This is a genomic window from Streptomyces asoensis (assembly GCF_016860545.1).
In the GTDB taxonomy this organism is placed as follows: domain Bacteria; phylum Actinomycetota; class Actinomycetes; order Streptomycetales; family Streptomycetaceae; genus Streptomyces; species Streptomyces asoensis.
The window spans coordinates 513,475-539,155 of record NZ_BNEB01000005.1 but is presented as its reverse complement, the minus strand read 5'-3'; the positions used below and the strand labels follow the sequence as shown (position 1 = coordinate 539,155).

The window sequence follows — 25,681 nt, the reverse complement described above, 5'->3', positions numbered from 1 at the left end:
CGAAGCCGACCCGGCCGCACGACCGGTGCCTTCCGGGTTCACGGCCGGCTGATCGTGAGGAGTGACTTGATCGCGCGGCGCTCGTCCATGGCGGCGTAGGCGTCGGCGATGTGGTCGAGGTCGGTGGAGTGGTCGAAGACGCGTCCGGGGTCGATCGTTGCGTCCAGGACGTGCCGCAGCAGTTCAGGGATGTAGTGGTGGGCGGGGGCGACGCCGCCCTTGATGCCGATGTTCTTCCAGAACAGGGTCTTGTACTCGAACTTCTCGTAGAGCGGGACACCGACCGCTCCGATCATGCCTCCGGCGCGGACGACGCCGGCTGCCGTCCCGATGGACTGGTCGGTACCGACGCATTCGAGCGCGGCGTCGACGCCGGCGCCGTCGGTGAGGCCGAGGACGGCCGTGACGGCCTCGTCACCGCGTTCGGCGACGATGTCGTCGGCGCCGAACTCCTTCGCCAGAGCCTGCCGGTCGGCGTGACGGCTGAGCGCGATGATCCGGCCGGCGCCGAGGAGCTTGGCGGCCAGCACGGCCGACAGGCCGACGGCGCCGTCACCGACGACGGCGACGGTGTCGCCCTCCTTCACGCCCGCGCTCACGGCGGCGTGGTAGCCGGTGCACATGACGTCGGAGAGCGCGGTGAAGGAGGCGAGCTGGGCGTCGGTGAACCCGTCGGCCGAAGCGGGGACCTTCACGAGGGTCGCGTCGGCGTAGGGCGCGCGGACCTTCTCACCCTGGCCGCCGTCGTTCTCGCCGTCGCCGAAGGCCCCTCCGTGCGCGCAGTTGGACTCGAACCCCGCCCGGCAGGCGGGGCAGGTGCCGTCGCTGTAGGTGAAGGGGGCGATGACGAAGTCGCCGACCGCCAGGTCCTTCACGCCCCGCCGCGGTATTACCAGAGGTCGGATCCGCACACGCAGCCCCGCACGACGCGGACGACGGCGTCGGTCGCCTCCTGGACGGTGGGGTCGGGTCGCTCTCCGAGCTCGATGTGCTTCTCGCCCCGGAAAATGGCTGCCTTCATGACTGTCTCCTCGGATGTGCGGTGTCAGGGGGTGGGCGGTCAGGGGGGTGGGCGGTCAGTGGAGTGCGGGCGTGACGTCGCAGGTCCGCGCGGACACGCTCGGGCTCCCAGGTCAGGCCTCGGGGATGGCGCGGCCGTAGTCGGCGAGGGTGACGTCCGCGGGCTCGGGACCGCCGCGCCGGCCGGTCTCCAGCGCGTCCAGGGCCGACAGCTCGTCCACCGCGAGGTCGAAGTCGAAGACGTCGATGTTCTCGGCGATGCGGTGCCGCTTGGTGGACTTGGGGATGACCGAGCGGCCCTGCTGGATGCCCCAGCGCAGGAGCACCTGCGCGGCGCTCTTGCCGTGGGCCTCGGCGATACGGGTGACGGCCGGGTCCTGGAGGACGCTTCGGCGGTCCTCGCCGTAGCCGGGGTAGAAGGTGATGCCGCCGATGGGGGACCACGCCTGGTTGACGATGCCGTGGGCGTCGTCGAAGTCGAGGACGGCGCGCTGCTGGAAGTAGGGGTGGATCTCCAGCTGGTTGACGGCCGGGACGACCTCGGTGGCATCGAGCAGGGCGCTCAGGTGGTCGGTCATGAAGTTGCTGACGCCGATCGCGCGGACCTTGCCGTCGGCCAGGAGCTTCTCCAGCGCCCGGTAGGCGGCGACGGTCCGGTCGAAGTCCGAGGGGAGCGCCTGGTGGAGGATGAGCAGGTCGATGTGGTCGAGGCCGAGCTTGGCGGCGCTCTTGTCGAAGCCGTGCAGCGTCTCGTCGTAGCCGTAGTCGCTGATCCAGATCTTGGTTTCGACGAAGACCTCGTCGCGCGGGACGCCGGAGTGGCGCAGGGCCTGGCCGACCTCGCGTTCGTTGCCGTAGGCGGCGGCGGTGTCGATGTGCCGGTAGCCGAGCTCCAGCGCGGCCGTGACCGCGGCGATCGTCTCGTCGGGCGGGGTCTGGAAGACGCCCAGTCCGAGGGCGGGCATCTCGACGCCGTTGTTGAGGGTGAGGGTCTGCATCACATGGTCCTTTGCTTGCGGGACGCCCTTGCGGGCACGATCAGGGTGAGGACGGCGGCGACGGCCAGGGCGAGCAGGACGGCGGAGCCCGTCAGCGCGGTGGCCGTGCGGGCCGCGACGTCGGCGGCCGAGTGACCGGTGGAGACGGTGGCTGCCGCCGCTGTCAGGATGCTCAGGGCCAGTGCGCTGCCGACCTGGTGCACGGTGTTGACCAGGCCCGAGCCCGCCCCCGCGTCCTCGGGTGCGACCCCGTCGACGCCGCTGGAGGTCATCGGGGCCGGAGCCAGGCCCTGACCGGCGCCGATGACCAGCATCGGCAGAGCCACACCGGTCGGGTAGGGCGTGTGCAGGTCCACGCGGCTCAGCCAGGCCATGCCCACGGCCGTCAGCCCGACCCCCGCGGCGAGTACCCTCGGCCGGCCGAACCACTCCAGCAGCCTCGCCACCCGGACCGCGAGGACGAAATCGACCAGGGTCATCGGCAGGAAGGCCAGTCCGGCCGAACGGGCCGGGCCCTCGGCGGAGGGCCGCGCCTGGCGCTGCGGGGCGGTGGTCCGGTCGCCGCTGGGCCCGCCCGGACGGCTCGTACCGGCGAGCGGCCCGGCGAGGGCGTCGCCGGTGTCGTGGGTGGCTGCTGTGCGCACGGTCTTCCTCGCGTCGATCGGGAGTGCGGCCCGGTCCCGGGCCGCCGTCTGTGGCGTCTCCCAGGCAACGCCACCTCGGGAAGACAGTGGGAGTCACTGCTCTTCCAGGTACTGGCAGTACCTCGCAGGCCGGTCCGGGCCGACCTACCGTGGATGAACCGGCACACCGGGCGGGCCGATCGAGAGGAGTCCCCGTGTGAGGGCCGGCGCCGGGGGCCGTCCGCCGAGGGCGCGACCGTCGAGGACACCAGGAAATGAGCATGACCGACCACACCAAGAAGGACGTGGCCGCCGAGGTGCGGGAGTTCCTCAGCACCCGGCGGGCCAGGATCACCCCCGAGCAGGCCGGGCTGCCGGTCTACGGCGGAAACCGCCGTGTCGCGGGGCTGCGGCGCGAAGAGGTCGCCCTGCTGTCAGGCATGAGCGTGGACTATTACGTGCGCCTGGAACGCGGCAACCTCGCCGGTGCCTCGGAATCGGTCCTCGAAGCCCTCGCGCACGCCCTCCAGCTCAACGAGGCCGAACGCACCCACCTCTACGATCTGGCCCGCGCCGCCGGCCCGTCCGGCCGGCGGTCGGCGGTGACCTCCTCGCGCGTCCGGCCGACGATCCTGCGGCTGCTCGACTCGATGACCGGCGTCCCGGCGTTCGTCCGCAACGCCCGCTTCGACGTCATGGCGGCCAACGCCCTGGGCCGGGCGCTGTACGCGCCGCTCTTCGACTCACCGCTGTTCGCGCAACGCGGACCGGTCAACAGCGCCCGCTTCCTGTTCCTCGACCCCGCCAGCCAGGACTTCTGGGTCGACTGGGACAAGGGCGCCGACGATGCCGTCGCCTTCCTGCGCACCGAGACGGGCCGCGCGCCGCACGACAGGGCCCTCACCGACCTGATCGGCGAACTGACCAGCCGCAGCGGCGACTTCGCCCGCAGGTGGGCACGGCACGACGTGAAGTTCCACCGCTCCGGCCTGAAGAAGCTCCACCATCCGCTCGTCGGCGATCTCGCACTGCCCTACGAGGCGCTGGAACTGCCCTCCGACCCCGGCCTGCGGCTCAACTTCTACACACCCGAGCCGGACTCTCCGGAACAGCAGGCCCTGAACCTGCTCGCGAGCTGGACGACCACCGGCGCGGTCGTGCCCTCCGGCAACGACTGACCCCCACCCGGAATACGACCGACCCCCACGGAAGAGGAGAACCCCTCCATGCAGTACCGACCGCTGGGCCGTACCGGCGTCCAGGTCAGCCCGCTGTGCCTCGGCGCGATGATGTTCGGCCCCTGGGGCAACGAGGACGAGACCGACTCCATCCGGATCATCCACCGCGCCCTCGACGCGGGCATCAACTTCGTCGACACGGCGGACGTCTACTCCGGCGGAGTCTCGGAGGAGATCGTCGGCAAGGCACTGAAGGGCCGCCGCGAGGACGTCTTCCTGGCCACCAAGTTCTTCATGCCCATGGACCCGAACGACCCCAACCGGCGTGGCGGTTCGCGCCGCTGGATCATCCGCGAGGTCGAGAACTCCCTGCGGCGGCTCGGCACCGACCACATCGACCTCTACCAGGTCCACCGGCCCGGCCACGACACGGACGTCTCCGAGACCCTCGGCGCCCTCACCGACCTCGTCCGCCAGGGCAAGGTCCGCTACATCGGCTCCTCCTCCTACTCCGGCTCGCAGATCGTCGAAGCCCAGTGGACCTCGCGCGAGCGGCACCTGGAACGCTTCGTCACCGAGCAGCCGCCGTACTCGATCCTGGTCCGCGGCATCGAGGAGGACGTGCTGCCCACGGTGCGCCGCCACGGCATGGGCACCCTCACCTACAGCCCGCTCTCCGGCGGCTGGCTCTCGGGCCGCTATCGCAAGAACGCCGTCGAAGGCCCCGCCTCGGCTGCCCGCCCCCAGGCCCGCTTCGACATGAGCACCCCCGCGAACCAGCGCAAGCTCGACGCGGTCGAACAGCTCGCCGTCCTCGCGGAGAAAGCCGGTCTTTCCCTCATCGACCTGGCCGTCGCCTTCGTGATCAACCACCCGGGCGTCACCTCGGCGATCATCGGGCCGCGCACCATGGAGCAGCTGGAGGCGTTCCTGCCCGCCGCCGACATCACTGTCTCCTCCGACGTGCTCGACGCCATCGACGAGATCGTCGCACCGGGCGTCACCGTCAACCCGGTCGACAACAGCTACGGCGACTTCGAACTCCGCACCGGCCAACGCCGCCGCTGACACGAGCCGCCCCCACCGGACACGAACGGCCGAGCTGGAGCGGCGGGGGTGGGGGAGTTCTGCGCTGCGGCGTACAAGCGGGCGTCAGGAAGGCGTCCTTGCCTCTTTCAGCAGCGCAATGCCTGTCCGATCGGTGTGGTCCGGCGGGGCGTTGAGCTGGTGGATCATCACCCAGTGGCCGTCGTCCGTCGCTCCGGTGAAGACCGAGGCGTGGCGTACGGCTCCGTTGTGCCAGTGCAGGGGTCCCGCCGTCTGCCAACTCGGGGCGGGATCCCCCAACCTGCGCTCCACCAGGAGGCGTACCACCAGGTCGGCCGCCGCGCGGGGAGTAGCCCACAGCCCTCCCGCCGGCAGGATCGCGCCGCTCATCGTCCACGGCCTGCGCGGTCGTCCCGCGCGTCCCGGGGCCAGCAGGCGCCGGTTCGGATCAGGGGTGGCGGTGATCTCCGTGAGATCCAGCGGCCGCAGGACGTACTCGGTCACCAGATCCTCGTACGCCGTCCCGGAGGCCGCGGCCAGCGCGGCGCCGAGCACGGCGTAGCCGAGGTTGGAGTACTCCTCTTCCCGGCCCGGGGGGCGCACGGCGAGCGCAGCGAGGCGAGGCAGCAGCCGGTCCAGGGCAGGCCGGTCGAACGCCGCGTAGGGGTCCCGGCGGGAAAGGCGGCCGGGAGGCAGCCGGGGAAGGCCGGAAGTGTGGCGGGCAAGATGCCGGAGCGTGATCCCGCTCCTGGGGACTGCCGGGAGCCAGCGTTCGACCGGGTCGTCGAGTGCGAGGACCCCGGCCGCGGCCATCTGCACCAGTGCCGTCCCGGTGACGACCTTGGTGAGTGAGCCGATCTGCACGAAGCGGTCGAGGGCATGACCGTCGCGGACGGCCGGTTCGGCCGTACTGCTGAACACACAAGTAGGGATACGCATGTCTTCCATCGTTGCGAGGCGTCACTTCGACCGGGTCAACTGCGCCTGGACGCCGTAGTGGTCGGACAGGTGGGTCTGGCGGCCGTCGGGCAGTGTCACCTCTTCCTGGAACACCAAGTCGGCGCTGCCGGTCAGTGTCTCTCCGGCTGCGGACCGGATCAGTATGTGGTCCAGGGCCGGCGGTGACGGCCATCCAGGTGTGGGCCGGTAGGTGGGACGCGTGTCGCCGGCGAGGACGTCGCTCAGCCCGGCGGCGGTGATGAAGTCGGTGAGCGCCGCCGACTCGCGCGGGAGGTTCAGGTCACCGACCACGGCGACGGGCAGGGACGGGTCGACGGCCGCGATCAGCGAGGCGAGCCGGGCCAGTTCGCCGGCCGCGATCCGCGTGTACCGGTTCGTGGGCGACCAGTCGTCGTCGCGGTTGGCCGACAAGTGGGTGTTCACGACGACCAGTTCGCCCGCCGGGGTGGCGACGGACGCCAGCTGGGCGCCCTTGCGCATGAGGAGTTCGCCGCGTACCGGACCCGTCGTCGGGTAGCGCACGAAGCGGTATCGGCTGATCGGCCACCGGGACAGCAGCACCAGGCCGCCCTTGAGCAGCGCCGTGCCCGAGCAGGCGACGTACCGGTACGCGGGAGCGGCGCGGCGGAGCAGCCGGGCGTGGCGGCGGTACATGACCTCCTGCAAGCAGACGATGTCGAGGTCGGACCGGTCGAGGGCCGCTCCGAGCGCACGCAGCCGGGCCGGGACATCGCCGGTGTAGAGGGCGTTCATGGTGAGCAGCCGCATGGCCTTCACAAGCGTGTCGCTTTCTGTCCGGTGTCCGCCGAGCGGGGCGGTGAGCCGTGTAGCAGCTCACGGCGTTGCGCGTATTCGGTACGTACTCACCGCGAACTCTCGCAGAGAGCAACCGGGTTCACGCCAGGGGGAATCCACGGGCGAACAGCTGGTCCGCCCGCCGACCTCGGCGATGCCCCTCTTCCGTGCCCTGCTCAGCCCGATACGGGCGAGTTCAGACGCTCGCGGAAAGCCCGGTTCGTGGCCATCAGGCCGTCGAGGGCGTCGCGGGTGCGGAGGAGCTCGGCGATGTGCTCGGAGAGCCGTTCGCGCTCCTCGGCCATCCGGAGCAGCGCGGCATCGGCGTTCTCCGCGCTGGGCGAGTCGACGCACGGCAGCAGTTCGGCGATCGTCCGGCTGGACAGCCCGGCGGTGTACATCCGCTGGAGGAACGTGACCCGCTCGATGTGGACCTCGGTGTAGTGCCGCTGTCCGCCGGTACTGCGCGCGCTGGTGAGCAGGCCCTGTTCCTCGTAGTAGCGAAGGGACCGGACGCTGACCCCGGCTCGCGCCGCGAGCTCCCCGATACGCATGCCGTCCCGCCTTCCCCGTTGTGATCCGGAACACAACCCTTGCACCTGACGTCAATGTCAGGTTCTAGCGTAGCCGAGGCGCCCGGCACCGGGCGACGGATCACGAAGGAGATATGACGTGGCAAGCCTCCTCAGCAGCTACCGGCTCGGCGATCTGGCGCTGCCCAACCGGGTGGTGATGGCCCCGATGAGCCGCGTGCGGGCCGCGGCGGGCGGTCTGGCGACCCCGTCCATGGCGCGTTACTACGCGCAGCGGGCCACCGCCGGTCTGATAGTCAGCGAGGGCGTACAGCCGAGCCTGCTCGGTCAGTCCAATCCCGGCACTCCGGGGCTGCACACCGACGACCAGGTGGCGTCCTGGCGCCCGGTGACCGACGCGGTGCACGCCAACGGCGGGCGGATCTTCGCCCAGATCATGCACGGCGGACGGGTCTCGCACCCCGACACCACCGGCATGCGGCCCGTCGGCCCCTCCGCCGTCGCGGCCGTCGGTGAGGTGTTCACGCCTACCGGGCCCCAGCCGGTACCGCTTCCCCGCGCCCTGGAGACGGCCGAGGTTCCCGAGCAGATCCGGTCGTACGCGCAGGCCGCGCGCCGTGCCGTCGACGCCGGGTTCGACGGTGTCGAACTGCACGGGGCCAACGGCTATCTGATCTCGCAGTTCCTCTCGGCCAACGCCAATCTGCGCACGGACCGTTACGGCGGTTCGGTGACCAACCGGATCCGGTTCGCCGTGGAGGCGGTCGCCGCGACCGTCGAGGCCGTCGGGGCGGCCCGGACCGGGATCCGGCTCTCTCCCGGTGGGCCCTTCTGGGGCATCGAGGAGACCGACGTCGCCGAGCACTACACCGCACTCCTCGGCGAGTTGTCCCGCCTCGACCTGGCCTATGTCCATCTCGAGGCCACGGCCGACGAGGAGACGCTGCTCGGGCTGCGCCGAGTCTGGCCGGGCACTCTGGTCATGAACCCGGTGCTGCCCCTGGGACCCAAGCAGACCGGCCGTGCCGAAGCGGACCACTGGCTGGGTCTCGGAGCCGATCTCATCAGTTTCGGACGGGCCTTCATCGCCAATCCCGACCTGGTGGAGCGGCTGCGCACCGGCCTGCCGATCGCTCCGGCGGACGAGAGCACGTACTTCCAGGGCGGCGACGACGGCTATCTCACCTACCCGGCCTACCAGCACGCGCAGTGACATCGCGGGGAGCGCCGACGACGTCGTGGAAGGGCGTCCAGGCCGCCGTCGATCTTCTCGGCGTCCGGCTCAGTCCTGGCCGCCGAACACGTTCTGGTCCCAGTCGATGACCGAGCCGGTCACCACCCCGCTGCGATCCGAGAGGAGGAAGACGACGAACTCGGCGATCTCGTCGACCTGTCCGAGCTTGCCCATGGGCTGGGCCGCGGCGGCTCTCGCCCGCCAGTCGGCGCCCGCGCCGTGGAAGGCACGCTGGGTCGCGTCCTCGCCCTCGGTGTCCGTCCAGCCGATGTCGAGGCCGTTGATGCGGATGCGGTCCCAGCGATGTGCGTGGGCGGCGTTGCGGGTCAGTCCGGCCAGACCTGCCTTGGCGGCGGAGTAGGGGGCCAGGTGCGGAGGCCCGCCACGGGCGCAGTTGGAGCCGATGTTGACGATCGTGCCCGGCGCCCGGCGGGCCTTCATGTCGGTCACCGCCGCCTGCATCGCGAAGAACGGCGCCCTCAGGTTGATCGCCATGTGCCGGTCGAACAGTTCCGGTGTGGTGTCCAGGAGCGAGCCACGCGATGTCAGCCCTGCCGCGTTGACCAGGCAGTCGATGCGTCCGTGAGCGCTCACGGTCCGTACGACGCTGTCGCGGGCCTGTGCCGGATCGGCGAGGTCCGCCCGCATGAAGTGCGCGCCGGTGTCCTCGGCGAGCTTCTCGCCCAACTCGACCCGGCGGCCGGTGAAGAGCACGGTCGCGCCCGCCCCGAGGGCCGCCCGCACGATACCCGCGCCGACGCCCTGGCTGCCGCCGTTGACCAGGACGATCCTGTCCTGAAGGAGTGCCATGAGTGTGGAGTCCCTTTCAGTGGCGTCGACGCCTGGAGCCGACCTGGAGTTCCTGGCTCAGCCGGTCGGGGGACCAGCCCTCGGCCACGGCTCGCCGGACGGTGTCCGCCTGGGAGGGCGGGGCGAGTCCGTCGACCGGGGGGTCGAGGTCCAGGTCGGTGGGGAAGGGGTAGCCCTCGGCGGTGGCGGCGACCACGCGGTGCAGCCAGTCCTGCGAAGCTCCCTCCGCCTTGCGGCGCAGAAGCACCGGGAAGAGGGCGTCGGCCATGGCCTCGCGGTCCACCGTCTCCATCGCGCGGCCGAAGGCGGAGGAGACCTGTAGCAGGTTGGCCATACGTCGGATCCCGCTCGAGCGGTTGTGGCCCGCGGCGTGGAAGAGGGCGGGGTTGAAGAAGGCGGCGTCGCCCTTCGCCAGGGGGAGCTGGACGTGATGGGCGTTGAAGTATTCGACGAACTGCGGCAGCCGCCAGGCCAGATAGCCCGGCTCGAACTTCTGCGAGTGAGGCAGATACAGCGTCGGGCCTGACTCGACGGGCATGTCGCAGTGGGCGACGGCGCCCTGCAAGGTCAGCGCGGGGGAGAGGCGGTGGACGTGCGCCGGGTAGGCCGCCGCGCGCTCCTGGGAGAGGAAGCCGAGGTGGTAGTCGCGGTGCACGCTCTGCGCGGCCCCGCCGGGATTGACGACGTTGACCTGCGAGGTCACCTGATAGGCGGGGCCGAGCCAGCTCTCGGCGATGAGGGCGAGCATGTCGTTGGCGTAGTAGTCGGCGAACACCTCGGGAGCCCGAAGAGCCATCTTGTCCAGGGCGCTCCAGACACGTTCGTTGGCGCCCGGCTTGGCGAAGTGGTCGCCGCGGGCGGTGCCGGCGGCGCGTTCTTCTTCGATCAGCGCCCAGAAGGTGTCGGACGCCCTGTCCACGACGTCCGTGTCGGAGAAGGCGCCCTCGAGGACCACGATGCCGGGTCCGTGGAGCAGCGCCCGCACCAGCTCGCCCTGTACGGTGCGACGCCCCTCGGGGGTGGTGGTCAGAATACGCAGCCGGTCACTGTCGTAGACCGGCACGTTCTGCTCGACCCGGTCGGCCAGGGGGTGGTGACCGGCATCGGTGGTCTGCTCGACGAGCGAGCGGAACGTGTCGAGATCACAGTCGGCCTCGGTGAGCCAGGTCAGTGATCGCACGGCCGTCGGAGACATCCCGGGTCCTTTCGCAGTGCCTGCTTTTCTGCCAGTCTTGAGAACCCGAACCCATCATTCAACCCTCAGCAATGCATCAAAAGTCCATCATCGTCACCGGGAATCCGTCATGCGCCATCCCTATCCGATCAGGGAAATCGCCCGCCAGGCCGGACTGAGCACGGCCACGGTCGATCGCGTCCTCAACCACCGGGGCAACGTGCGGGAGAGCACGATCCGTGAGGTGCACCAGGCCATTGAAGACCTGGACCGCCAGCGGACCCAGGTCCGCATCGGCGGCCGCACTTTCATGATCGACATCGTGATGCAGGCACCGGAGCGCTTCTCCACCGCTGTGCGGGAGGCGCTGGAGGCCGAACTGCCCTCCCTGCACCCCGCGGTCGTGCGCTCACGCTTCCACTTCCGCGAGACCTGCCCTCCCGCCGAACTGATCGGCATCCTCGACAAAATAGCCGAGCGCGGTTCGCAGGGAGTGATCCTCAAGGCCCCGGACCTGCCGGAGATCACAGCCGCCGTGGGGCGGCTCGTCGCCGTCGGCATTCCCGTCGTCACCCTGGTGACCGACCTGCCGTACAGCGCCCGCCTGGCATACGTCGGCATCGACAACCGTGCGGCGGGGGCCACTGCCGCGTACCTCCTTCAGCAGTGGCTCGGCGAGCGGCCCGGCAACGTGCTCACCACCGTCAGCCGGGGCTCCTTCCGCGGTGAGGAGGAGCGCGACACGGGCTTCCGCAGCGCGATGCGCCTGGCGCAGCCACAGCGCTCCCTCGTAGAGGTCACCGACAGCGACGGCCTGGACGCCACTCAGCGCGATCTGGTTCTCGAGGCACTCGAGCGCGACAAGGACATCGTCGCCGTCTACTCCATGGGCGGCGGCAACCTCGCGACCCTCGACGCCTTCGACACCCTCGGGCGTTCGTGTGCCGTGTTCGTCGCGCACGACCTCGACCAGGACAACACCCGACTGCTGCGCGAACGCCGCCTGTCCGCGGTGCTCCACCACGACCTGGGCCAGGACGTCCGCCGCGCCTGCCAGACCATCATGCGCGCCGACAAGGCACTTCCGGACGACGGCCCGACGCTCCCCTCGGCGATCCAGATCGTCACGCCGTTCAACCTGCCGCCCCACGTGAGCGCCGCACCGTTTCCGGGGTGACGCGGCGGCCCGGTCCGGCCGCCTGGTTTTCGAGACCGCCGACGCGCTCAGGCCCACCGACTGCCCCGGACGGTGAGGTCCGGGGCGATGCCGAGCCCCGGCCCTGGGCGGGCGCCGGCGAGAGGTGATGTCCCGCTGCTCAGGCGCCCACCGCGCGCAGTGTCGGGGTGGACCGTCCGGCGGTGCCGCGCGCCAGCCAGTCCTGGTACACCGGCGCCTGACGGGCCGCGTCCCAGTAGGCCTTCTCCAATTCGTCGAACGCGACGCCGAGTTCGTCCGCCGTCCGGGCCGCGAGCAGCAGACGGACTCCGATCGGATCACCGTGCAGAGGCCGCACCACCAGGTCGGAACGAGCCGGCAGGGCGGTCGGCTGACTGACCGTGACGACCTCGCCTATGGCCGCCAGGAAGTAGGCGGTGAGGTAGTCGCCGTGCAGCAGGTCGGGCTCGATCCCCTCGGCGCGCAGCGCCCGGCACACTCCGTCCCACTCGCCGTCGACCGTGGCGTCCACCATCCAGCGGTCGTGCGCGAGGTCCGCGAGACGCACCTCGCGCTGAGCCGCCGCGGGATGGCCGGCGGCCATGGTGACGAACTGGGGTTCGCGCTCCACCAGGACCCGCAGGCACAGCCCGTCCGGGATGCGCAGCGGGCTGCCCTCGACCTCGTGCACGAATGCCAGGTCCAGCCTGCCGTCGGTCACCTGCCGCAGCAGGGCGTTCGCGGACACGTCCATCCGCAGGGTGGGCTCGACGCCGGACGTGCAGGCGCGCAGTCGGCTCAGCCAGCCCGGGACCGCCCGGCTGGCCGTGGCGCCGATGCGCAGCCGGGAACCGTCCGCCGCGCGGGCGGCCGCGGTCCTGGTCTCGGTCACCAGCGCGGAGACCTCGGCGAGCACGGGCCGGGCGCGGCTCACCACGACCTGCCCCAGCGCCGTGGGGCGGCTGCCCATGCAGTCCCGGACGAAGAGCGGACCACCCAGCAACTGCTCGATGCGGCGCAGCTGAGTACTCAACGAGGGCTGAGCCATGCCCAGTTCACGAGCCGCCTTGTGCAGACTGCCGGCATCGGCGATGGCGCACAGCACACGTAAGTGCCTCACCTCGAGCTCCATGCGCGGAGCCTAGAGGCTGTGCTCGCTGAGGCGCCAGATGTTCAAAAGCCAACGTAACAACACGAGTTGCCCCGATAGCCCTGAGCTATCGGCAGTTGCCATCATCCCCTCCGCCGCCCAGCTGTCCCACACTCGGGTCGACCGATCGTTCACCACCCCACATGAACGAGTAGGAGCCCCCACATGAAGTTCACCCGTACGTCCCGTGCGTCCGCGAAGGCCTCCAGGAGACTGGCGGCGATCGGCCTGGGCGTGACGCTGGCAGCCGTCGGCAGCGCCCTCCCCGCGAGTGCCCAGACCACCGGGTCCACCACGCCCCTCCGCGCCGGCTACACCGGTTCGGCCGAGGAGGCGTCGAACAACAAGGCCTTCTTCGAGGCCGTGCTCGACTCGGTCGCCAGGAAGCAGGCTGCCAACCCGGGCCTCCAGTCGGTGACCGTCTACTACAACGCCTCCCAGGCGCCGAGCTTCCGCTCCCAGATATCGAGCTCCACCTCGATCTGGAACAGCTCCGTGAGCAACGTCAAGCTTCAGGCCACCTCCGGGAGCGCCGACTTCTCGTACTACGAGGGCAACGACTCCCGGGGCTCGTACGCCTCCACCAACGGCCACGGTAGCGGCTACATCTTCCTCGACTACGCGCAGAACCGGCAGTACGACTCGGTCCGCGTCACCGCGCACGAGACCGGTCACGTGCTGGGCCTGCCGGACCACTACAGCGGCCCGTGCAGCGAACTGATGTCGGGCGGCGGACCCGGTACGTCCTGCACCAACCGCTACCCCAACGCGACCGAACGGTCGCGCGTCAACCAGCTCTGGGCCAACGGTCTCGCCAAGGCCCTCGACAAGCTGAACAAGGTGCGCTGACAGCCCGAGGGCTTCCTCAGCCCCGCGCCCCCTCGCCCGAGCCGGAAACGGGCCGTGCCCCCAGGGCACGGCCCGCTTGCGTGCGCGCAGACGCGGGCAGACGCGTGCAGACGCGTGCAGACAGAGCCCGCCCGGAGGCCGCGGCCCGCCGCGCCGCACACCGACCGCGGCACGTACCCGGCGCCCCTTCTTCCCCTGGCCGCCGAAGCCGGGCGCCTACCGGGGGCGACGGCGACGGCCCTTCCGGGGGAAGATGCACGAGTTGCGACTCACGGTGAGAAGGAGACCCCGATCGTGCCGCAGGACGACACCGAGTCCCCTCCGAAGCCGGCGGTCGTGCTGCCCCGACGGCGTCCGCCACGGCCCCGGGCCGCCGTCCTCGTGCTGCACGGTGGGCAGGAGACGAGCGACAGCCCCACCAGTCCGCGGCAGCTGGCCGCCCTGCGGATGGACCCGATCCTGCGGGCGGTGACCGCCGCGCTGCCCCATGAGGACGTCCTGGTCGCACGGGTGCGTTACCGCCTGCGCGGCTGGAACGGCACCCGTGCCGACGCGGGGCGGGACACCCTGCGGGCCCTGGACGACCTCGACGCGTCCGTGGGTTTCGTCCCCACCGTGCTGCTCGGCCACTCCATGGGCGGCCGGGCAGCCCTGCACGCGGCCGGACACCCACAGGTCACAGGCATCCTCGCGCTCGCGCCGTGGTGGCCGTCGGACGAGCCCGTCGTCCAGACGGCGGGACGGCGCATCGTCGCCCTGCACGGTGCCCGGGACCGCGTCACCTCGCCCACCGACACAGCCGACTGCGTACACCGCGCCCAGGGCGCCGCGGCCCGGGCGGGCATGGCCGTCATCGGCGGCGGTGACCACGCCATGCTGCGCCGACACCGCCTCTGGCACCGGACCACCGCGGCTGTCGTCGCCCACCTCCTCGACCCCGACGCCGTACCGGATCCGCTGCCCGAGGAGTGCTACGGGACCGGATCCTTCCCCGTGCTCTGAGCGCGCTGCGTTCACGCAGACACACGGCCTCGCCGGAGGCGGCCGGGCCGGTGGCCGTGGCCCCGTGAAGCACACCGCCGGCGAAGTCCCGCCCCCGAGGGGCGGAGAAGCGGAAGCGTGCGTGAGTTCCGATCAGCATCCCCGGTCGTAGATCGTCCGCAGCCACGGTTCTCCGACGGCGGGCATCCGCGCCAGCGTGTACCGGAAGGCATTGCCGGACGGCTGGAACGGGTAGCACGGGTGCGGAGGCAGGGGATCGTCCCGCTCCACGCCTGCCGGCAGCCCGCCGACCACCGGCAGCCGGGTCCGGTGGGGCGGGAAGGCGAGCGCGGCCCAGAGCGCGGCATCCATGGGTACCGGCACCGCCCCGGCGCGCGGCTGCCACATCGCTCCGGTCTGCGGGTGGACCGGCACCAGCACCAGGTCAGCGGCCGGCTCACCGACCCCCGGACCCGCCAGGTCCAGCCGCTTCGCACCCGGCCCGGCGGGCAACAGCGCGCCGAGTGCCCGACCGAGGAGCTCCGCCACCGGTCCGGGTGCCACCTCGACCGGCGCGCCCCCGGAGGCCACCACCACCTGGGCGAGAGCCGCGCCCGCCGGGATGTCCCGGTACTCGCTCAGCCGGTGCCACAGCGCGCCCGTGGCCAGCAACTCCGCCCAGTCCATGAGCGGCCGCTCCGGCGGGCCGGGCAGACGCACCACGGCGTGCGGGACGAGCCGGACGACCTGCCAGCACCCGCAGTCGTCGATCCTCGTTCCGACCGGCAGATCACAGCCCGGGCAGGCGAGGTTCGGCCCGTCCCTCCCGTCGATCCCCATGCAGTAGCCCCCGGCCCGCTCGAGGATCAGCCTGGTGCCGCGCAGGTCGCCGGGCGCGAGGAGGATGCTGTCCGGCGGCCCGTCGGACAGCCGGTCGAACGGCGCGAAGCGCCCCCTCTCCGCCGCCTCGCGCGCCGTGACCTCGTCCCGATGCCGCCACGGTGGCCCGTACGGTGCGGGGTCGATCGCGTAGGACCCGGCCTCCAGCAGCGGCGGGTGCAGCGTCTCCCAGTGGGTGTCCGCCAGGTGGATCGGCATCGCCACCCGCGACACCGCCGTCGTCAGGACCGCACCACAGCCCGCACACCCGAACACCGCCAAGCCGGCCCCTCCCGCCGTCGAACCCTTGCATCCCACCAACCGGACGGACCGGCGGGCAAAGGGTTTTCCCGGCCCACTCCGGGGTCCAAATACGGGCGCCGCGCTCGGGTATGCCGGACTACTCCCGCGGGAGTAACGCGCACCCCCCGTCACCCCAGGCAGTACCCGCAGGCTCCCCCTCCCGTCCGACGAAAACCCCTTCCCGTGCCGGAAGGCTGACAGCTGGAAAAGGTCGTAGTCGTAGCGAGGGAGATCCGCTCATGACGGTCGGGAAGACAACCACGAAGGGCGTGGGACGCAGACGGGCCGTGCCCTGGGCGCTGCTCGGGCTATGGGTGGCCGTGCTCGTGCTGGTCGGCCCGTTCGCGGCGAAGCTCGCCGACGTGCAGCACGACCGGGCCACCGACTACCTGCCCTCCAGCGCCGATTCGACCCAAGTGGCCCGGATGGAGGAAGCGCTGCCTGGGGGCGAGAGCACCGAGATGGTGATCGTGTATCACCGGGCCGGCGGGCTGGGCGCCGACGACCGGCGGGTCGCGGCCGGGCAGGTCGAGCAGATCGCCGCGGCGCACGAGCTGGTCGGCGGAGCGCCCGAGGGGATCGCGTCCGACGACGGTACGACCCTCATGTACCCCGTCGTCAGCAACGAGCCCGGCAGCGACGAGAAGCTGCGGGACGCGCTCGTCGAGGACGTCCGGGGCATCGCCCGCGGCCAGGACGGGCTGAGCGTCGAGGTGGGCGGCACCGGAGCGCTCGGCACCGACGCCGGGAAGGTCTACGACTCACTCGGCGGGCCGCTGCTCTACACCACCGTCGCCGTCGTCGCCCTCCTGCTCATCCTGATCTACCGCAGCCCGGTGCTGTGGCTCGTGCCGCTCGTCGTCGCCGGCATCGCCGACTACATGTCCATGGCTGTCGCGTACGGGCTGAACCAGGCCTTCGGTACCACCGTCACGGGCCAGAGCTCCGGCGTGATGACGATCCTCGTGTTCGGCGCGGGCACCGACTACGCCCTGCTCCTCGTCTCCCGCTACCGGGAGGAACTGCGGCGCATCGAGCGCCCGTACGAGGCCATGGTCGCCACCCTGCGCGGCTGCGGGCCCGCCGTGCTCGCCTCCTCCGGCACCGTCGCCGCCGGCCTGCTGTGCCTGCTCGCCGCCGACCTCAACAGCAGCCGCGGCATGGGCCCGCTCGGCACGGTCGGTGTGCTGTGCGCGCTGATCGCGATGCTGACGCTGCTCCCCGCCGTTCTCGTCCTGCTCGGGCGGCGGGTCTTCTGGCCGCTCGTACCCGCCCACGGCAGCGAACCCACACAGCGGCGGAGTCTCTTCGCCGCGATGGGCGACTGTGCCGGACGCAGGCCGCTGACCGTGCTCGCGACCGGAGCCCTCCTGCTCGGCGCACTGGCCCTCGGCACGCTCAACCTGCCGGGACCGGTGAAACAGGAGGACTCCTTCGTCACCGAGCCGGAGGCCGTCACCGCCATGGAGACCCTCGCCCGGGCCTACCCCGAGCGCGGCACCCAGCCCATCGACGTGATCACCCCGGCGGACCGCGTCGACCGGACCCTCGCGACGATCCGGGACACCCGGGGAGTCGAGAGCGCCGAGAAGGGCCGTACCGGGAACGGCTGGGCCGAGATCTCCGTCATCGCGAAGGACACACCCCAGTCGGCGGGGGAGACCGCCACCATCAAGTCCCTGCGCAGCGAACTGAAGGGCTCGTACGTCGGCGGGGACAGCGCCGAGCAGATCGACCTGGAGGACACCAACAGCCGGGACACGAAGGTCGTCGTCCCCCTGGTGCTCGTCTCGGTGCTGCTCATCCTGTTCGTCCTGCTGCGCAGTCTCGTCGCGTCGCTCATCCTGGTGGCCGCCGTGGTCGCGGTCTGGGGCGCGGCCCTCGGGATCGGCGGGCTGGTCTTCGGGCCGGTCCTCGGCATCGAGGGAACCGATCCGGGGCTCGGGCTGCTGTCCTTCGTGTTCCTCGTCGCCCTCGGCGTCGACTACGGCATCTTCCTCATGCACCGCATGCGGGAGGAGTGCCTGGCGGGCGCGGAACCGGCCGACGCCGCGCTCACCGCGCTGCGGAGCACGGGCGCCGTCATCGCGTCGGCCGGCCTGGTCCTCGCCGCGACCTTCGCCGTGCTGATGAACATGGGGCTCGTGCAACTCGTCGAACTCGGCTTCGTGATCGCCGTCGGCGTCCTCCTCGACACCTTCCTCGTACGGACGTACCTGGTGACCAGTGCCAGCGTCGCCCTGCGCCGGAAGATGTGGTGGCCGGGCGGCCTCTCCCGCGAACCCGCGCCCGGCTCCGGGCCGACCGAACCGACCGAGCCGCCGCGGCAGCCGGAGCAGGTCGGCGCCCCCTGACCTGCCTGGCTCACCCCGGCCGACCGGGCGCCTCTCCCGCCATCTGCCGGAGAGGCGCCCCCATGACGGAAGATGGAGCCGTGCAAGATCGGGGAGCGACCTCAGCTTCAGGGGACCTGAGAACCACCGTCGTACGGGGTGACGCGCGGCCCCGCCGCACCGAACGCGTCATGGCGGTCGTCAACCGGGACCCGCTCACCGCGCCGCACCGCACCCGCAACGACGCGTTCCTCGCCGTCGGTGTAGCCGTGCTCGCCCTCGTGCTCGCGTCGCTCACCGGCGACGGACGACCGCTCGGCCCGCCCGGCTGGGCCCTGCTGGCCGGCGCCCATGTGCCGCTCGTGTGGCGGCGCAGCCGTCCGCTGCTCGTGCTGCTCGCGGTGGCGGCCTGCGTCACCCTGTACCACGCCCTCGACTACAACCACGCCGTACCGATCCCCGCGACCCTCGTGGCGCTCTACACGGTCGCGGCGACCGGCACGGTACGCCGCTCGCTGCTCACCGCCGTCGTCGTCCTCGGCCCGACGCTGATCATCAACACCTTCACCAACCCCGACGGGGCACTGGAGCTCCTGCGGATCTCCGGCTGGATCATCGCGGTCCTGTTCTTCGGCGTCGACGCCCGCTTCTACCGCCAGTACGTCGCCTCGATCGTCGAGCGGGCCGAGCGGGCCGAACGGACCCGCGAGGAGGAGGCGCGGCGCCGGGTCGTCGAGGAGCGGCTGAGGATCGCACGCGACCTGCACGACCTGCTCGCCCACAGCATCACCCTGATCGGTGTGCAGACGTCCGTGGCGGCCCACGTCCTCACCGCGGATCCGGACCGGCTCGACCGCACGGCGGTCGCCCAGGCGCTCGACGGCATCGCGGACACCTGCCGGACGGCCCGGGGCGAGTTGCGTACGACGCTGGAGGTGCTCCGGGAGAACGAGACGGGCGTGGGCTTCGCAAGGGAACGGGAGCGGGCGGCCGCACCCGGCTCCGGATCCAGTTCCGGTTCGGGGCTCGGCTCTTCGGACGGGCGCGGGCCGCTGCCCGGGCTCGACGGGCTGGGCGCGCTCGCGGAGGCGGCCAGGGTGGCCGGGGCCAAGGTCGAACTGTCCGTCCACGCGGACGGCGTACCGCCCTCGGTGGGCGCGGCCGCCTACCGGATCGTGCAGGAGGCGCTCACCAACGCCGTACGGCACGGGGGCCGCGACGACCTCACCGTCCGGGTCGGACTGAGGACGGCGGAGAGGACCCTGCGGGTGACCGTCACCGACGACGGGGCGGGGCAGGGAACGAGCCGGGGGGCGGGCCAGGGCCACGCGGTGAGCGGGGCGGTGCGCAACGGGGCGGGGCACGGGCAGGCCTCCGGCGGCGCGCCGGGGTTCGGGCTCGTCGGGATGCGTGAGCGGGCCCGTAGCGTGGGCGGCACACTGGACGCCGGACCGGGCCCCACCGAGGGCTTCCACGTGACCGCCGAACTGCCGCTGCCCCGGGAGGAGCCCTCGTGACGGCCCCGATGCCCATCCGGGTACTGCTCGCCGACGACCAGACCCTCGTCCGGGCCTCGTTCGCGATGCTCGTCGCGTCCGCCGGGGACATGGAGGTCGTCGCCGAGGCGGGCACCGGGCGGCAGGCCGTCGACCTCGCCCGTTCCGCGAAGGCCGACCTCGTCGTGATGGACATCCGCATGCCCGACCTGGACGGCATCGAGGCGACCCGGCTCATCGCCGCCGACGAGTACCTGGCGGGCGTGAAGGTGCTCGTCCTGACGACGTACGACACCGACGAGCACATCGTCGACGCGCTGCGGGCCGGGGCATCCGGCTTCCTGGTGAAGGACATCCGGCCGGCCGAACTCCTCGAAGCCATCCGGACGGTGGCCGCCGGTGACTCCTTGCTGTCGCCGGGACCCACCTCACGGCTCATCGCCCGTTTCCTGCGCGCACCCGACACGGCGATGTCGGCGGTGGGTGGCCCGCACGGGCTGTCCGAGCGGGAGCGGCAGGTGCTCACCCTGGTCGCGCGCGGGTTCAACAACACCGAGATCGCCGAGGAGTTGGGGCTCAGCCCACTCACCGCGAAGACCCATGTCAGCCGGATCATGGGCAAGCTGGGGGCACGTGACCGGGCCCAGCTGGTGATCGTGGCGTACGAGTCGGGCCTCGTGATACCCGGGGCGGTCTGAGCACCGCCGCCGAGTCCCTTCCCCTGGAAGCTGTCGGCTTCACACGCTGTTTTTCGACTAGGCTCCGAAGGCGCCCGCTTTTGTGAATCCGGGCAGTGGAACGAGAAATATCGCTTTCGCTGATCACGCATGGTTGGCCAGTCGAATTTTCGGATATCGGTCCTTGCCGGCCCGGGCAGCGCAATCAGCACGTCGGATTCCCGCAGGAATTCCGTGCGGCCGATTACGGCGCGCGGGCAGAGCACCGGGGAAGTCCACAGGCCTCACAGTGATGACGCGGTGGGCCCCAGGGCGGAGACGAACTTGCCCAGCCGGGCGAGGCCCTCTCGCAGTTCGCCGGCCGAGGCCGCGTACGACAGCCTGACGTGGCTCTCGGCCGTCCCCACGCCGAAGTCCCGGCCCGGGGTGAGCGCCACATGGGCCTCGCTCAGGGCGCGGGCGCAGAAATCCCATGAGCTCAGGCCGGTGGCGGCGACGTCGAAGTAGGCGTAGAAGGCGCCGTCCGGCGGCACCGGCACCGGCAGACCGATCCGCTCCAGACCGTCCAGGACGAGCGCGCGGCGCTCGGCGAACTCCACCCGGCGGGCCTCGGCCACGGCCAGGGACTCGGGGGTGAAGCAGGCCAGGGCGGCGTGCTGGGCGGGGGCGGAGGCGCACAGGAAGTAGTTCTGGGCGAGGCGTTCCAGTGCGGGCACGAGGGCCTCGGGCACGACGCACCAGCCGAGCCGCCAGCCGGTCATGCCGAAGTACTTGGAGAAGCTGTTGATGACCACCGCGTCGGGGTCGTGTGCGAGGGCGGTGCCCGGCGGGCGGCCGTGGTCGTCGGGGTCTCCGAGGTCGAGGTAGATCTCGTCGACCAGCCGCCATGCCGCGCGCTCCCGGGCGAGGGCGCACAGCGTCCGCAGTTCGTCCGCGGGGACCGAGGTGCCCGTCGGGTTGGAGGGGGAGGCGATCATGACGCCGCGGGTGTCGTCCGTCCAGTGCGCGCCTACCGACTCCGCGTCCAGTTGGAAGCGGGAGGCCGGGGTGGTCGGGACGAGGGTGACACGGGCGCCGAAACTCTCCATGATCTGCCGGTTGCACGGGTAGGACGGGTCCGCGATCAGCACCTCGTCGCCGGGGTCGACCAGGGCGGCGGTGGCCAGCACCAGCGCGGCGGAGGCACCCGCGGTCACCGCGACCCGGGCCGGATCGACCTCGACGCCGTGCCGGTCGGCGTAGAAGCGGGCGATCGCCTGCCGTAGCGCGGGCAGTCCGAGAGCCGCCGTGTACGCCATGGGCCGGCCGTCCATGGCGTTGCGCATGGCCTCCAGGACGGCGGGCGGAGCGCCGAAGTCCGGCTCACCCAGGCTGAGTTTGACGACGTGGTGGCCCGCCGCCTCCAGTTCGGCGGCCTGCTTTCCGAACTCCATGGCGTAGAAGGGAGCGATGGCCCGGGCGCGCTGCGAGATCTTCATACCGTCGATTTTCCGGCATGCGGGCGGTCGGGGCACAAGTCAGCCGAAGCGGTCCTGCCGCGTGGTCCGCCGTCCGCCGGTCGGGTCGTCGCGGGGCCTCGGGCGGCCAGGTCTTTCGAGCCATCCAGCGACGACAGGATCACAGCCGTACCGGAACCCCGGACGCGGCGATCCTTCAACTCACCGCCTGGACCCGCGCCGGGAAGGCAGGACAAGCGCAGGCCGATTCGGCGTACCGTCAGCCGGGCCCTGCCACGGCAGGGGCGCCGGTCGAGCGCGGCGTCACGCTACTGAGGGCATGGCGGATCTTGCGAAAATCCCGGAGCAATCCGAATCGAATGCAGTCAATCGCCGCGCCCCTCCTTACCCTGGAGCGGCAGGTCTGAAACGGCTCAGTAAATGCATACGGTCCTTGCCGCGAGCGATCACATCAAGCCATGACGGCCTCAACCTCCTTGCAGCGCTTGCGGAATTGAAAGTTTAAATGGAACCTGAAAGCCTGATCACCGACGCGGCAGTTGTATGTCCTGATCGATGAGGTGTCCGTGCAGGCCAGGAGGGCGGGTACGGGCACGGGAACGGCTGTCGTGATCATGAACGTGTCTGACGACGATCAAGGATCAGGTGGGTGGCCGTCGAGGCCACGACAGCCGAGCGGACCTGGACAGCGGTGTCCGGGTCGCCGATGGCGGCGACGGCCGTCTGCTTCCCGCAGCCGGGGACGCGTCGATGTCGGTGCCGGCCGCCCGGGACTCGCGGATGCTGGGCAGGACGATGACACGGGGGATACTGATGGGGTTGGAGCGGTGTGACTGCTGGGCACTCCCAGAGGCTCTGGGCCGTGACGGGCCGTACGGGCTGAAGCACTTGCTCTCGCGCGGTGCCCGCAGTCATGACCTGGCCCGCGATCATGCCGCCGCCCGGACGGCAGGCAACTCGCCGACGACGAGGCCGCGCCGGTCGTCCACGGGGCGGGCGATGAGGGGTTCTGCCAGCGGCAGCCGCATCCGGCCGCCGCGATGTTGCACCGTGACCGTGAACTGGGGCTTGCCAAAAGCTGGTTCACCGGCGACGAGGTCTGTGGCACTCTGGAGTTGCGCCGCACCGCCCACACCCTGGGCTTCGACTGCGCCCTGGCTGTCAAGGCCGACCACCGCGCCACCGCCGCCGTCGGCCGTCGCGCGGCCACACAGCCGGCCGCGAAGGTCTCGGCCAGGACCTGGATGTGCTTGCGCATAGGCCACGGCACCAAGAGCGATCGGTACTACGACCGGGCATTGATCGACGTCCTGCCTCGCGACACACCGCCGGGCAGGGGTGCGCGCACCACCGGCCGCCCTTCCTCCTTCTGGGCCTTCGGCGTGCGCCGGAACCGATCAGTCTGTTCGCTGCCGCTCTCCTCGGCGTCACCCACGCCCGCACCCGCACCACCGACGGAGCCGGGCGCGTCCTGGAACGCGCCCCGGCCACTGGCCTCGTGTTCCTGGCCGTCCTGAGAGCCTCTGGCCAACCTGAGGATCACCGCATTCCGCACCCCCGATGCGACCGGGGCCGCACTCTGCACCGGTCCGCCTGGCGCCGCCATCAACAGCACCAGGCCACCGAGGCTCTCCGCCGGTGGAACGACATCACCGCCGCGGCGGCCGCGTGGCCCGAGCCCGTGGATCAAGACGTACAGCTGCCGTGACCGAAGGGACGGGGAGGATTTCACATGCCGCAAACGTCATTTCTGGCGGATTCTGCGCGCACATTTTCCGACGCTGGGACATGCGTCAAATGTCAGCTCATCCGGCAGGCGATAGCTCTCTGGATGAATGGCTGGTCGGATCGCAGTCTGCATCTCGCCGAGGAATCAGCCGCCATGACGGCCGGCGACTCATCATGCGAATGTGACCTGCATGCTGTGATGTGGTTGGCCTTCGTGCTGACCACGAGAGGTGAATCCGATCGCGTAAGGAAACTTCTCCACCATGCGGAGAGCGGGGACAGCAGTCTCTTCGGCCCGGTGATGGTGCCGGCCGGACTCTCGCTGGCCCGGTCGCACCTGGCTTTCATGGCCGGAGATCTGGACGTGGCGGCGGCCCTGAGTGAGCAGGTGCTTGCGCAGGCCGAAGGCAGCCGGGAAATCCGTATCGCGAGTCATCTCATCCTGGCATTGATCGCTCTGCGGCGTGCGGAAGTGAATGCGGCTTCGTCGCACATGCAGATGATATCCGACGACGCATTCATGGGGCGTCTCACCGTGTTGGCGGGGCCGTGCGCATGGGTGAACGTGCGGATGCGCGAGGCCCAATGGGGAGCCGAGGGCGTCGCGCCGGTCATCGAGGAGCTCGTCGACTTCGGCCCGGTCAGCAGGAAGATATTCCTGTCGCAGTCGGCTGCCGCCCCCTGGATCGTGCGGCTGGCGCTGAAATTCGACCAGAAGGCGACGGCGCACAAAGCGGTCAAGCTGGCTCAGAAGCTGGCTGAAAGGAACCCGCAGCATCATGTGTTGGCCGCATCGGCCCTCCACGCCCAAAGTCTGTTCGAGCGAAATCTGGTCGGTCTGCGGCTCGCTGCGAAGATGCATGTCCACCCCTGGGCGCGAGCTTCGACTACGGAAGACATCGGAAAGTTCTTGGCCCATGAGCGGTCGCAACAGGACCAGGCCATAGGAATATTCGAGCAGAGCGCTGACGCCTATATCAAGGTGGGAGCCCCGCGCGATGCTTTGCGGATCAAGAAGAGGCTGTGGGATCTCGGTGTCAGGCACCATCAATCCCGCTGGCGCGCAACTCCACCGGCGGCGATCGGGAATCTCACCGAAACAGAAGCCAAGGTGGCGCAACTGGTGGCACAAGGAATGACCAACACGCAGACGGCCAAGAACCTTTTCATATCTCCTCACACGGTGGCCTACCATCTGAAGAAAATCTTCTGCAAGTTGCAGATCTCCTCACGTGTGGAACTGGCCAGGGACTGGACCACTATCGAGGGTCCCCAGGGTGGCCCCCGGACGGCTGACGGCGGGACCGCAGGCAACGGACGGGGCTCCCGTGCCGTCGAGAGAGGTCTCTGACCGCTGACGCGACCAGCGCCGAACGGCCTTCGGTCCGGAGCTACCAGACCAGGGGATGCCTCGCGAAGCCCGCACTGTCTAGTGTCGTGCGGGTCAGCTCTCGATCTTCGCGGACCGACTGCGGTCTTGACGAACTGCCCAGCAGATCCAGGGGTCTTTGTGTCTTCTCTTCTTCACATCGATGCGAGCATCCGCCATGAGGGATCCACGTCGCGTCAGCTGACCTCGTACTTCGTGACCCGGTGGCGGCAGAACCACCCTGACGGCGGCTACGTCTACCGCGACCTGGCTGCCGAGCCCATCCCGCACCTCACCCATCCCGTGCGCGAATACCTCCTGGACCCCAGCCGCGATCACGGTCAGACGGACGAGGAGAAGGCGCTCGTCCACACGGTGGCCTCCGAGGTGGCCGACGCCGACACGATCCTGCTCGGCGTGCCGATGTACAACTACACGATCCCGTCACACGTCAAAGCCTGGATCGACCTGCTGGTCAGCCCGGCCCACATGGTCCTCCCGGGGGCCGATTCCGGTCCGCTCAGCGGCAAGTCGGTCATCGTGGTGACCGCGCGCGGCGGCTCCTACGCACCGGGCACCCCCCGCGAGGGCCAGGACCACCAGGAGCCCTACCTGCGGGACGTCCTCAAGGCGATCGGTCTCGCGGACAACCTCACCTTCGTCAACGCCGAACTGACCCTGGCCGCGACCGTGCCGGCCCTGGCGGAACTCAAGCCGCTGGGGGAGAAGTCCCTGGCGACTGCCCAGGAGACGCTCAGGAAGCTCGCCGCCTGATGCCCGCACGCCCGCAGATCTCCTAGGAGTCCGTACCCGCTTGCCGCCGCCCGCTGGAGACCGCGGGCGGGCGGAAGCGCGTCACCGGGCCGGCCGAGGACACAGGCTCCCTGCGGGTGCAGCAGGTCGCGAGCAGGTCGCCACACCGCACAGCACA

22 protein-coding genes and 1 pseudogene are annotated in these 25,681 nt (G+C 70.7%); 11 read left to right on the top strand and 12 right to left on the bottom strand.

Annotated elements, in window-relative coordinates; translation table 11 throughout:
* Window positions 1-38: 38 nt before the first annotated feature.
* From Saso_RS25540 to Saso_RS25530, 3 genes and pseudogenes are all read right to left on the bottom strand, one after another.
* Window positions 39-1,021 (bottom strand): annotated as a pseudogene (locus Saso_RS25540) (zinc-binding dehydrogenase).
* Between the two features lie 112 nt (window positions 1,022-1,133).
* Complete coding sequence (locus Saso_RS25535; RefSeq protein ID WP_189924996.1) at window positions 1,134-2,018, bottom strand: aldo/keto reductase; 885 nt, start codon at window positions 2,016-2,018, stop codon at window positions 1,134-1,136.
* Window positions 2,018-2,662, bottom strand: coding sequence for an MFS transporter (locus Saso_RS25530; protein ID WP_229901405.1), 645 nt, complete (start codon window positions 2,660-2,662; stop codon window positions 2,018-2,020). Before Saso_RS25530 ends, Saso_RS25535 begins: the two co-directional genes overlap by 1 nt.
* A 260-nt stretch (window positions 2,663-2,922) precedes the next feature.
* Between Saso_RS25530 and Saso_RS25525 the strand changes: the two genes are divergently transcribed.
* Complete coding sequence (locus Saso_RS25525; RefSeq protein WP_189924998.1) at window positions 2,923-3,819, top strand: helix-turn-helix transcriptional regulator; 897 nt, start codon at window positions 2,923-2,925, stop codon at window positions 3,817-3,819.
* A gap of 48 nt (window positions 3,820-3,867) precedes the next feature.
* On the top strand, window positions 3,868-4,887 hold the full coding sequence (locus Saso_RS25520; RefSeq protein WP_189925000.1) for an aldo/keto reductase: 1,020 nt from the start codon (window positions 3,868-3,870) through the stop codon (window positions 4,885-4,887).
* A gap of 84 nt (window positions 4,888-4,971) precedes the next feature.
* Here Saso_RS25520 and Saso_RS25515 read toward each other — a convergent pair whose 3' ends face one another.
* From Saso_RS25515 to Saso_RS25505, 3 genes are all read right to left on the bottom strand, one after another.
* Window positions 4,972-5,787 carry a serine hydrolase domain-containing protein gene (locus tag Saso_RS25515; RefSeq protein WP_229901406.1) on the bottom strand — a complete coding sequence of 272 codons (816 nt, stop codon included), beginning with the start codon at window positions 5,785-5,787 and terminating at the stop codon, window positions 4,972-4,974.
* 39 nt (window positions 5,788-5,826) lie between these two features.
* Complete coding sequence (locus tag Saso_RS25510) at window positions 5,827-6,594, bottom strand: endonuclease/exonuclease/phosphatase family protein (protein WP_189925004.1); 768 nt, start codon at window positions 6,592-6,594, stop codon at window positions 5,827-5,829.
* Window positions 6,595-6,797: 203 nt separating this feature from the next.
* Window positions 6,798-7,175 carry a MerR family transcriptional regulator gene (locus tag Saso_RS25505; protein WP_189925006.1) on the bottom strand — a complete coding sequence of 126 codons (378 nt, stop codon included), beginning with the start codon at window positions 7,173-7,175 and terminating at the stop codon, window positions 6,798-6,800.
* Window positions 7,176-7,293: 118 nt separating this feature from the next.
* Here Saso_RS25505 and Saso_RS25500 point away from each other — a divergent pair, with 118 nt between their 5' ends.
* A complete protein-coding gene (locus tag Saso_RS25500) occupies window positions 7,294-8,367 on the top strand; it encodes an alkene reductase (RefSeq protein ID WP_189925008.1) in 1,074 nt (357 codons plus the stop codon).
* Between the two features lie 69 nt (window positions 8,368-8,436).
* Here Saso_RS25500 and Saso_RS25495 read toward each other — a convergent pair whose 3' ends face one another.
* Together Saso_RS25495 and Saso_RS25490 are read right to left on the bottom strand one after the other, a co-directional pair.
* Entirely contained in the window at window positions 8,437-9,198 is a 762-nt protein-coding gene (locus Saso_RS25495) for an SDR family oxidoreductase (RefSeq protein ID WP_189925010.1), read from the bottom strand.
* A gap of 16 nt (window positions 9,199-9,214) precedes the next feature.
* Window positions 9,215-10,393: a phytanoyl-CoA dioxygenase family protein gene (locus Saso_RS25490; RefSeq protein WP_189925012.1), complete on the bottom strand. Its 1,179-nt coding sequence runs from the start codon at window positions 10,391-10,393 to the stop codon at window positions 9,215-9,217.
* Window positions 10,394-10,502: 109 nt separating this feature from the next.
* Between Saso_RS25490 and Saso_RS25485 the strand changes: the two genes are divergently transcribed.
* A complete protein-coding gene (locus tag Saso_RS25485; RefSeq protein WP_189925014.1) occupies window positions 10,503-11,549 on the top strand; it encodes a LacI family DNA-binding transcriptional regulator in 1,047 nt (348 codons plus the stop codon).
* Window positions 11,550-11,688: 139 nt separating this feature from the next.
* Here Saso_RS25485 and Saso_RS25480 read toward each other — a convergent pair whose 3' ends face one another.
* Window positions 11,689-12,660 carry a LysR family transcriptional regulator gene (locus Saso_RS25480; RefSeq protein WP_189925016.1) on the bottom strand — a complete coding sequence of 324 codons (972 nt, stop codon included), beginning with the start codon at window positions 12,658-12,660 and terminating at the stop codon, window positions 11,689-11,691.
* A gap of 183 nt (window positions 12,661-12,843) precedes the next feature.
* Between Saso_RS25480 and snpA the strand changes: the two genes are divergently transcribed.
* Window positions 12,844-13,527: a snapalysin gene (snpA, locus tag Saso_RS25475; RefSeq protein ID WP_189925018.1), complete on the top strand. Its 684-nt coding sequence runs from the start codon at window positions 12,844-12,846 to the stop codon at window positions 13,525-13,527.
* A gap of 291 nt (window positions 13,528-13,818) precedes the next feature.
* Window positions 13,819-14,529 carry an alpha/beta hydrolase gene (locus Saso_RS25470; RefSeq protein ID WP_229901414.1) on the top strand — a complete coding sequence of 237 codons (711 nt, stop codon included), beginning with the start codon at window positions 13,819-13,821 and terminating at the stop codon, window positions 14,527-14,529.
* A 132-nt stretch (window positions 14,530-14,661) separates the two neighbouring features.
* On the opposite strand, the gene Saso_RS25465 is transcribed toward Saso_RS25470, so the two are convergent.
* Entirely contained in the window at window positions 14,662-15,606 is a 945-nt protein-coding gene (locus Saso_RS25465) for a hypothetical protein (RefSeq protein WP_307822349.1), read from the bottom strand.
* 323 nt (window positions 15,607-15,929) lie between these two features.
* On the opposite strand from Saso_RS25465, the gene Saso_RS25460 reads away from it, so the two are divergent.
* From Saso_RS25460 to Saso_RS25450, 3 genes are all read left to right on the top strand, one after another.
* The gene (locus Saso_RS25460) at window positions 15,930-18,044 is read left to right on the top strand and encodes an MMPL family transporter (protein WP_189925021.1); all 2,115 of its coding nucleotides are present in this window, start codon (window positions 15,930-15,932) and stop codon (window positions 18,042-18,044) included.
* A gap of 170 nt (window positions 18,045-18,214) precedes the next feature.
* Window positions 18,215-19,540 carry a sensor histidine kinase gene (locus Saso_RS25455; protein ID WP_229901407.1) on the top strand — a complete coding sequence of 442 codons (1,326 nt, stop codon included), beginning with the start codon at window positions 18,215-18,217 and terminating at the stop codon, window positions 19,538-19,540.
* Window positions 19,541-19,548: 8 nt separating this feature from the next.
* Complete coding sequence (locus Saso_RS25450) at window positions 19,549-20,217, top strand: response regulator (RefSeq protein WP_189925083.1); 669 nt, start codon at window positions 19,549-19,551, stop codon at window positions 20,215-20,217.
* Window positions 20,218-20,480: 263 nt separating this feature from the next.
* On the opposite strand, the gene Saso_RS25445 is transcribed toward Saso_RS25450, so the two are convergent.
* Window positions 20,481-21,674, bottom strand: a complete 1,194-nt coding sequence (locus Saso_RS25445) for a pyridoxal phosphate-dependent aminotransferase (RefSeq protein ID WP_189925024.1) — start codon at window positions 21,672-21,674, stop codon at window positions 20,481-20,483.
* Between the two features lie 908 nt (window positions 21,675-22,582).
* A complete protein-coding gene (locus Saso_RS25440) occupies window positions 22,583-22,828 on the bottom strand; it encodes a hypothetical protein (protein ID WP_189925025.1) in 246 nt (81 codons plus the stop codon).
* A 557-nt stretch (window positions 22,829-23,385) separates the two neighbouring features.
* Here Saso_RS25440 and Saso_RS25435 point away from each other — a divergent pair.
* Window positions 23,386-24,732: a helix-turn-helix transcriptional regulator gene (locus Saso_RS25435; RefSeq protein WP_189925026.1), complete on the top strand. Its 1,347-nt coding sequence runs from the start codon at window positions 23,386-23,388 to the stop codon at window positions 24,730-24,732.
* A gap of 159 nt (window positions 24,733-24,891) precedes the next feature.
* Complete coding sequence (locus Saso_RS25430) at window positions 24,892-25,524, top strand: FMN-dependent NADH-azoreductase (RefSeq protein ID WP_189925027.1); 633 nt, start codon at window positions 24,892-24,894, stop codon at window positions 25,522-25,524.
* Window positions 25,525-25,681: the final 157 nt, after the last annotated feature.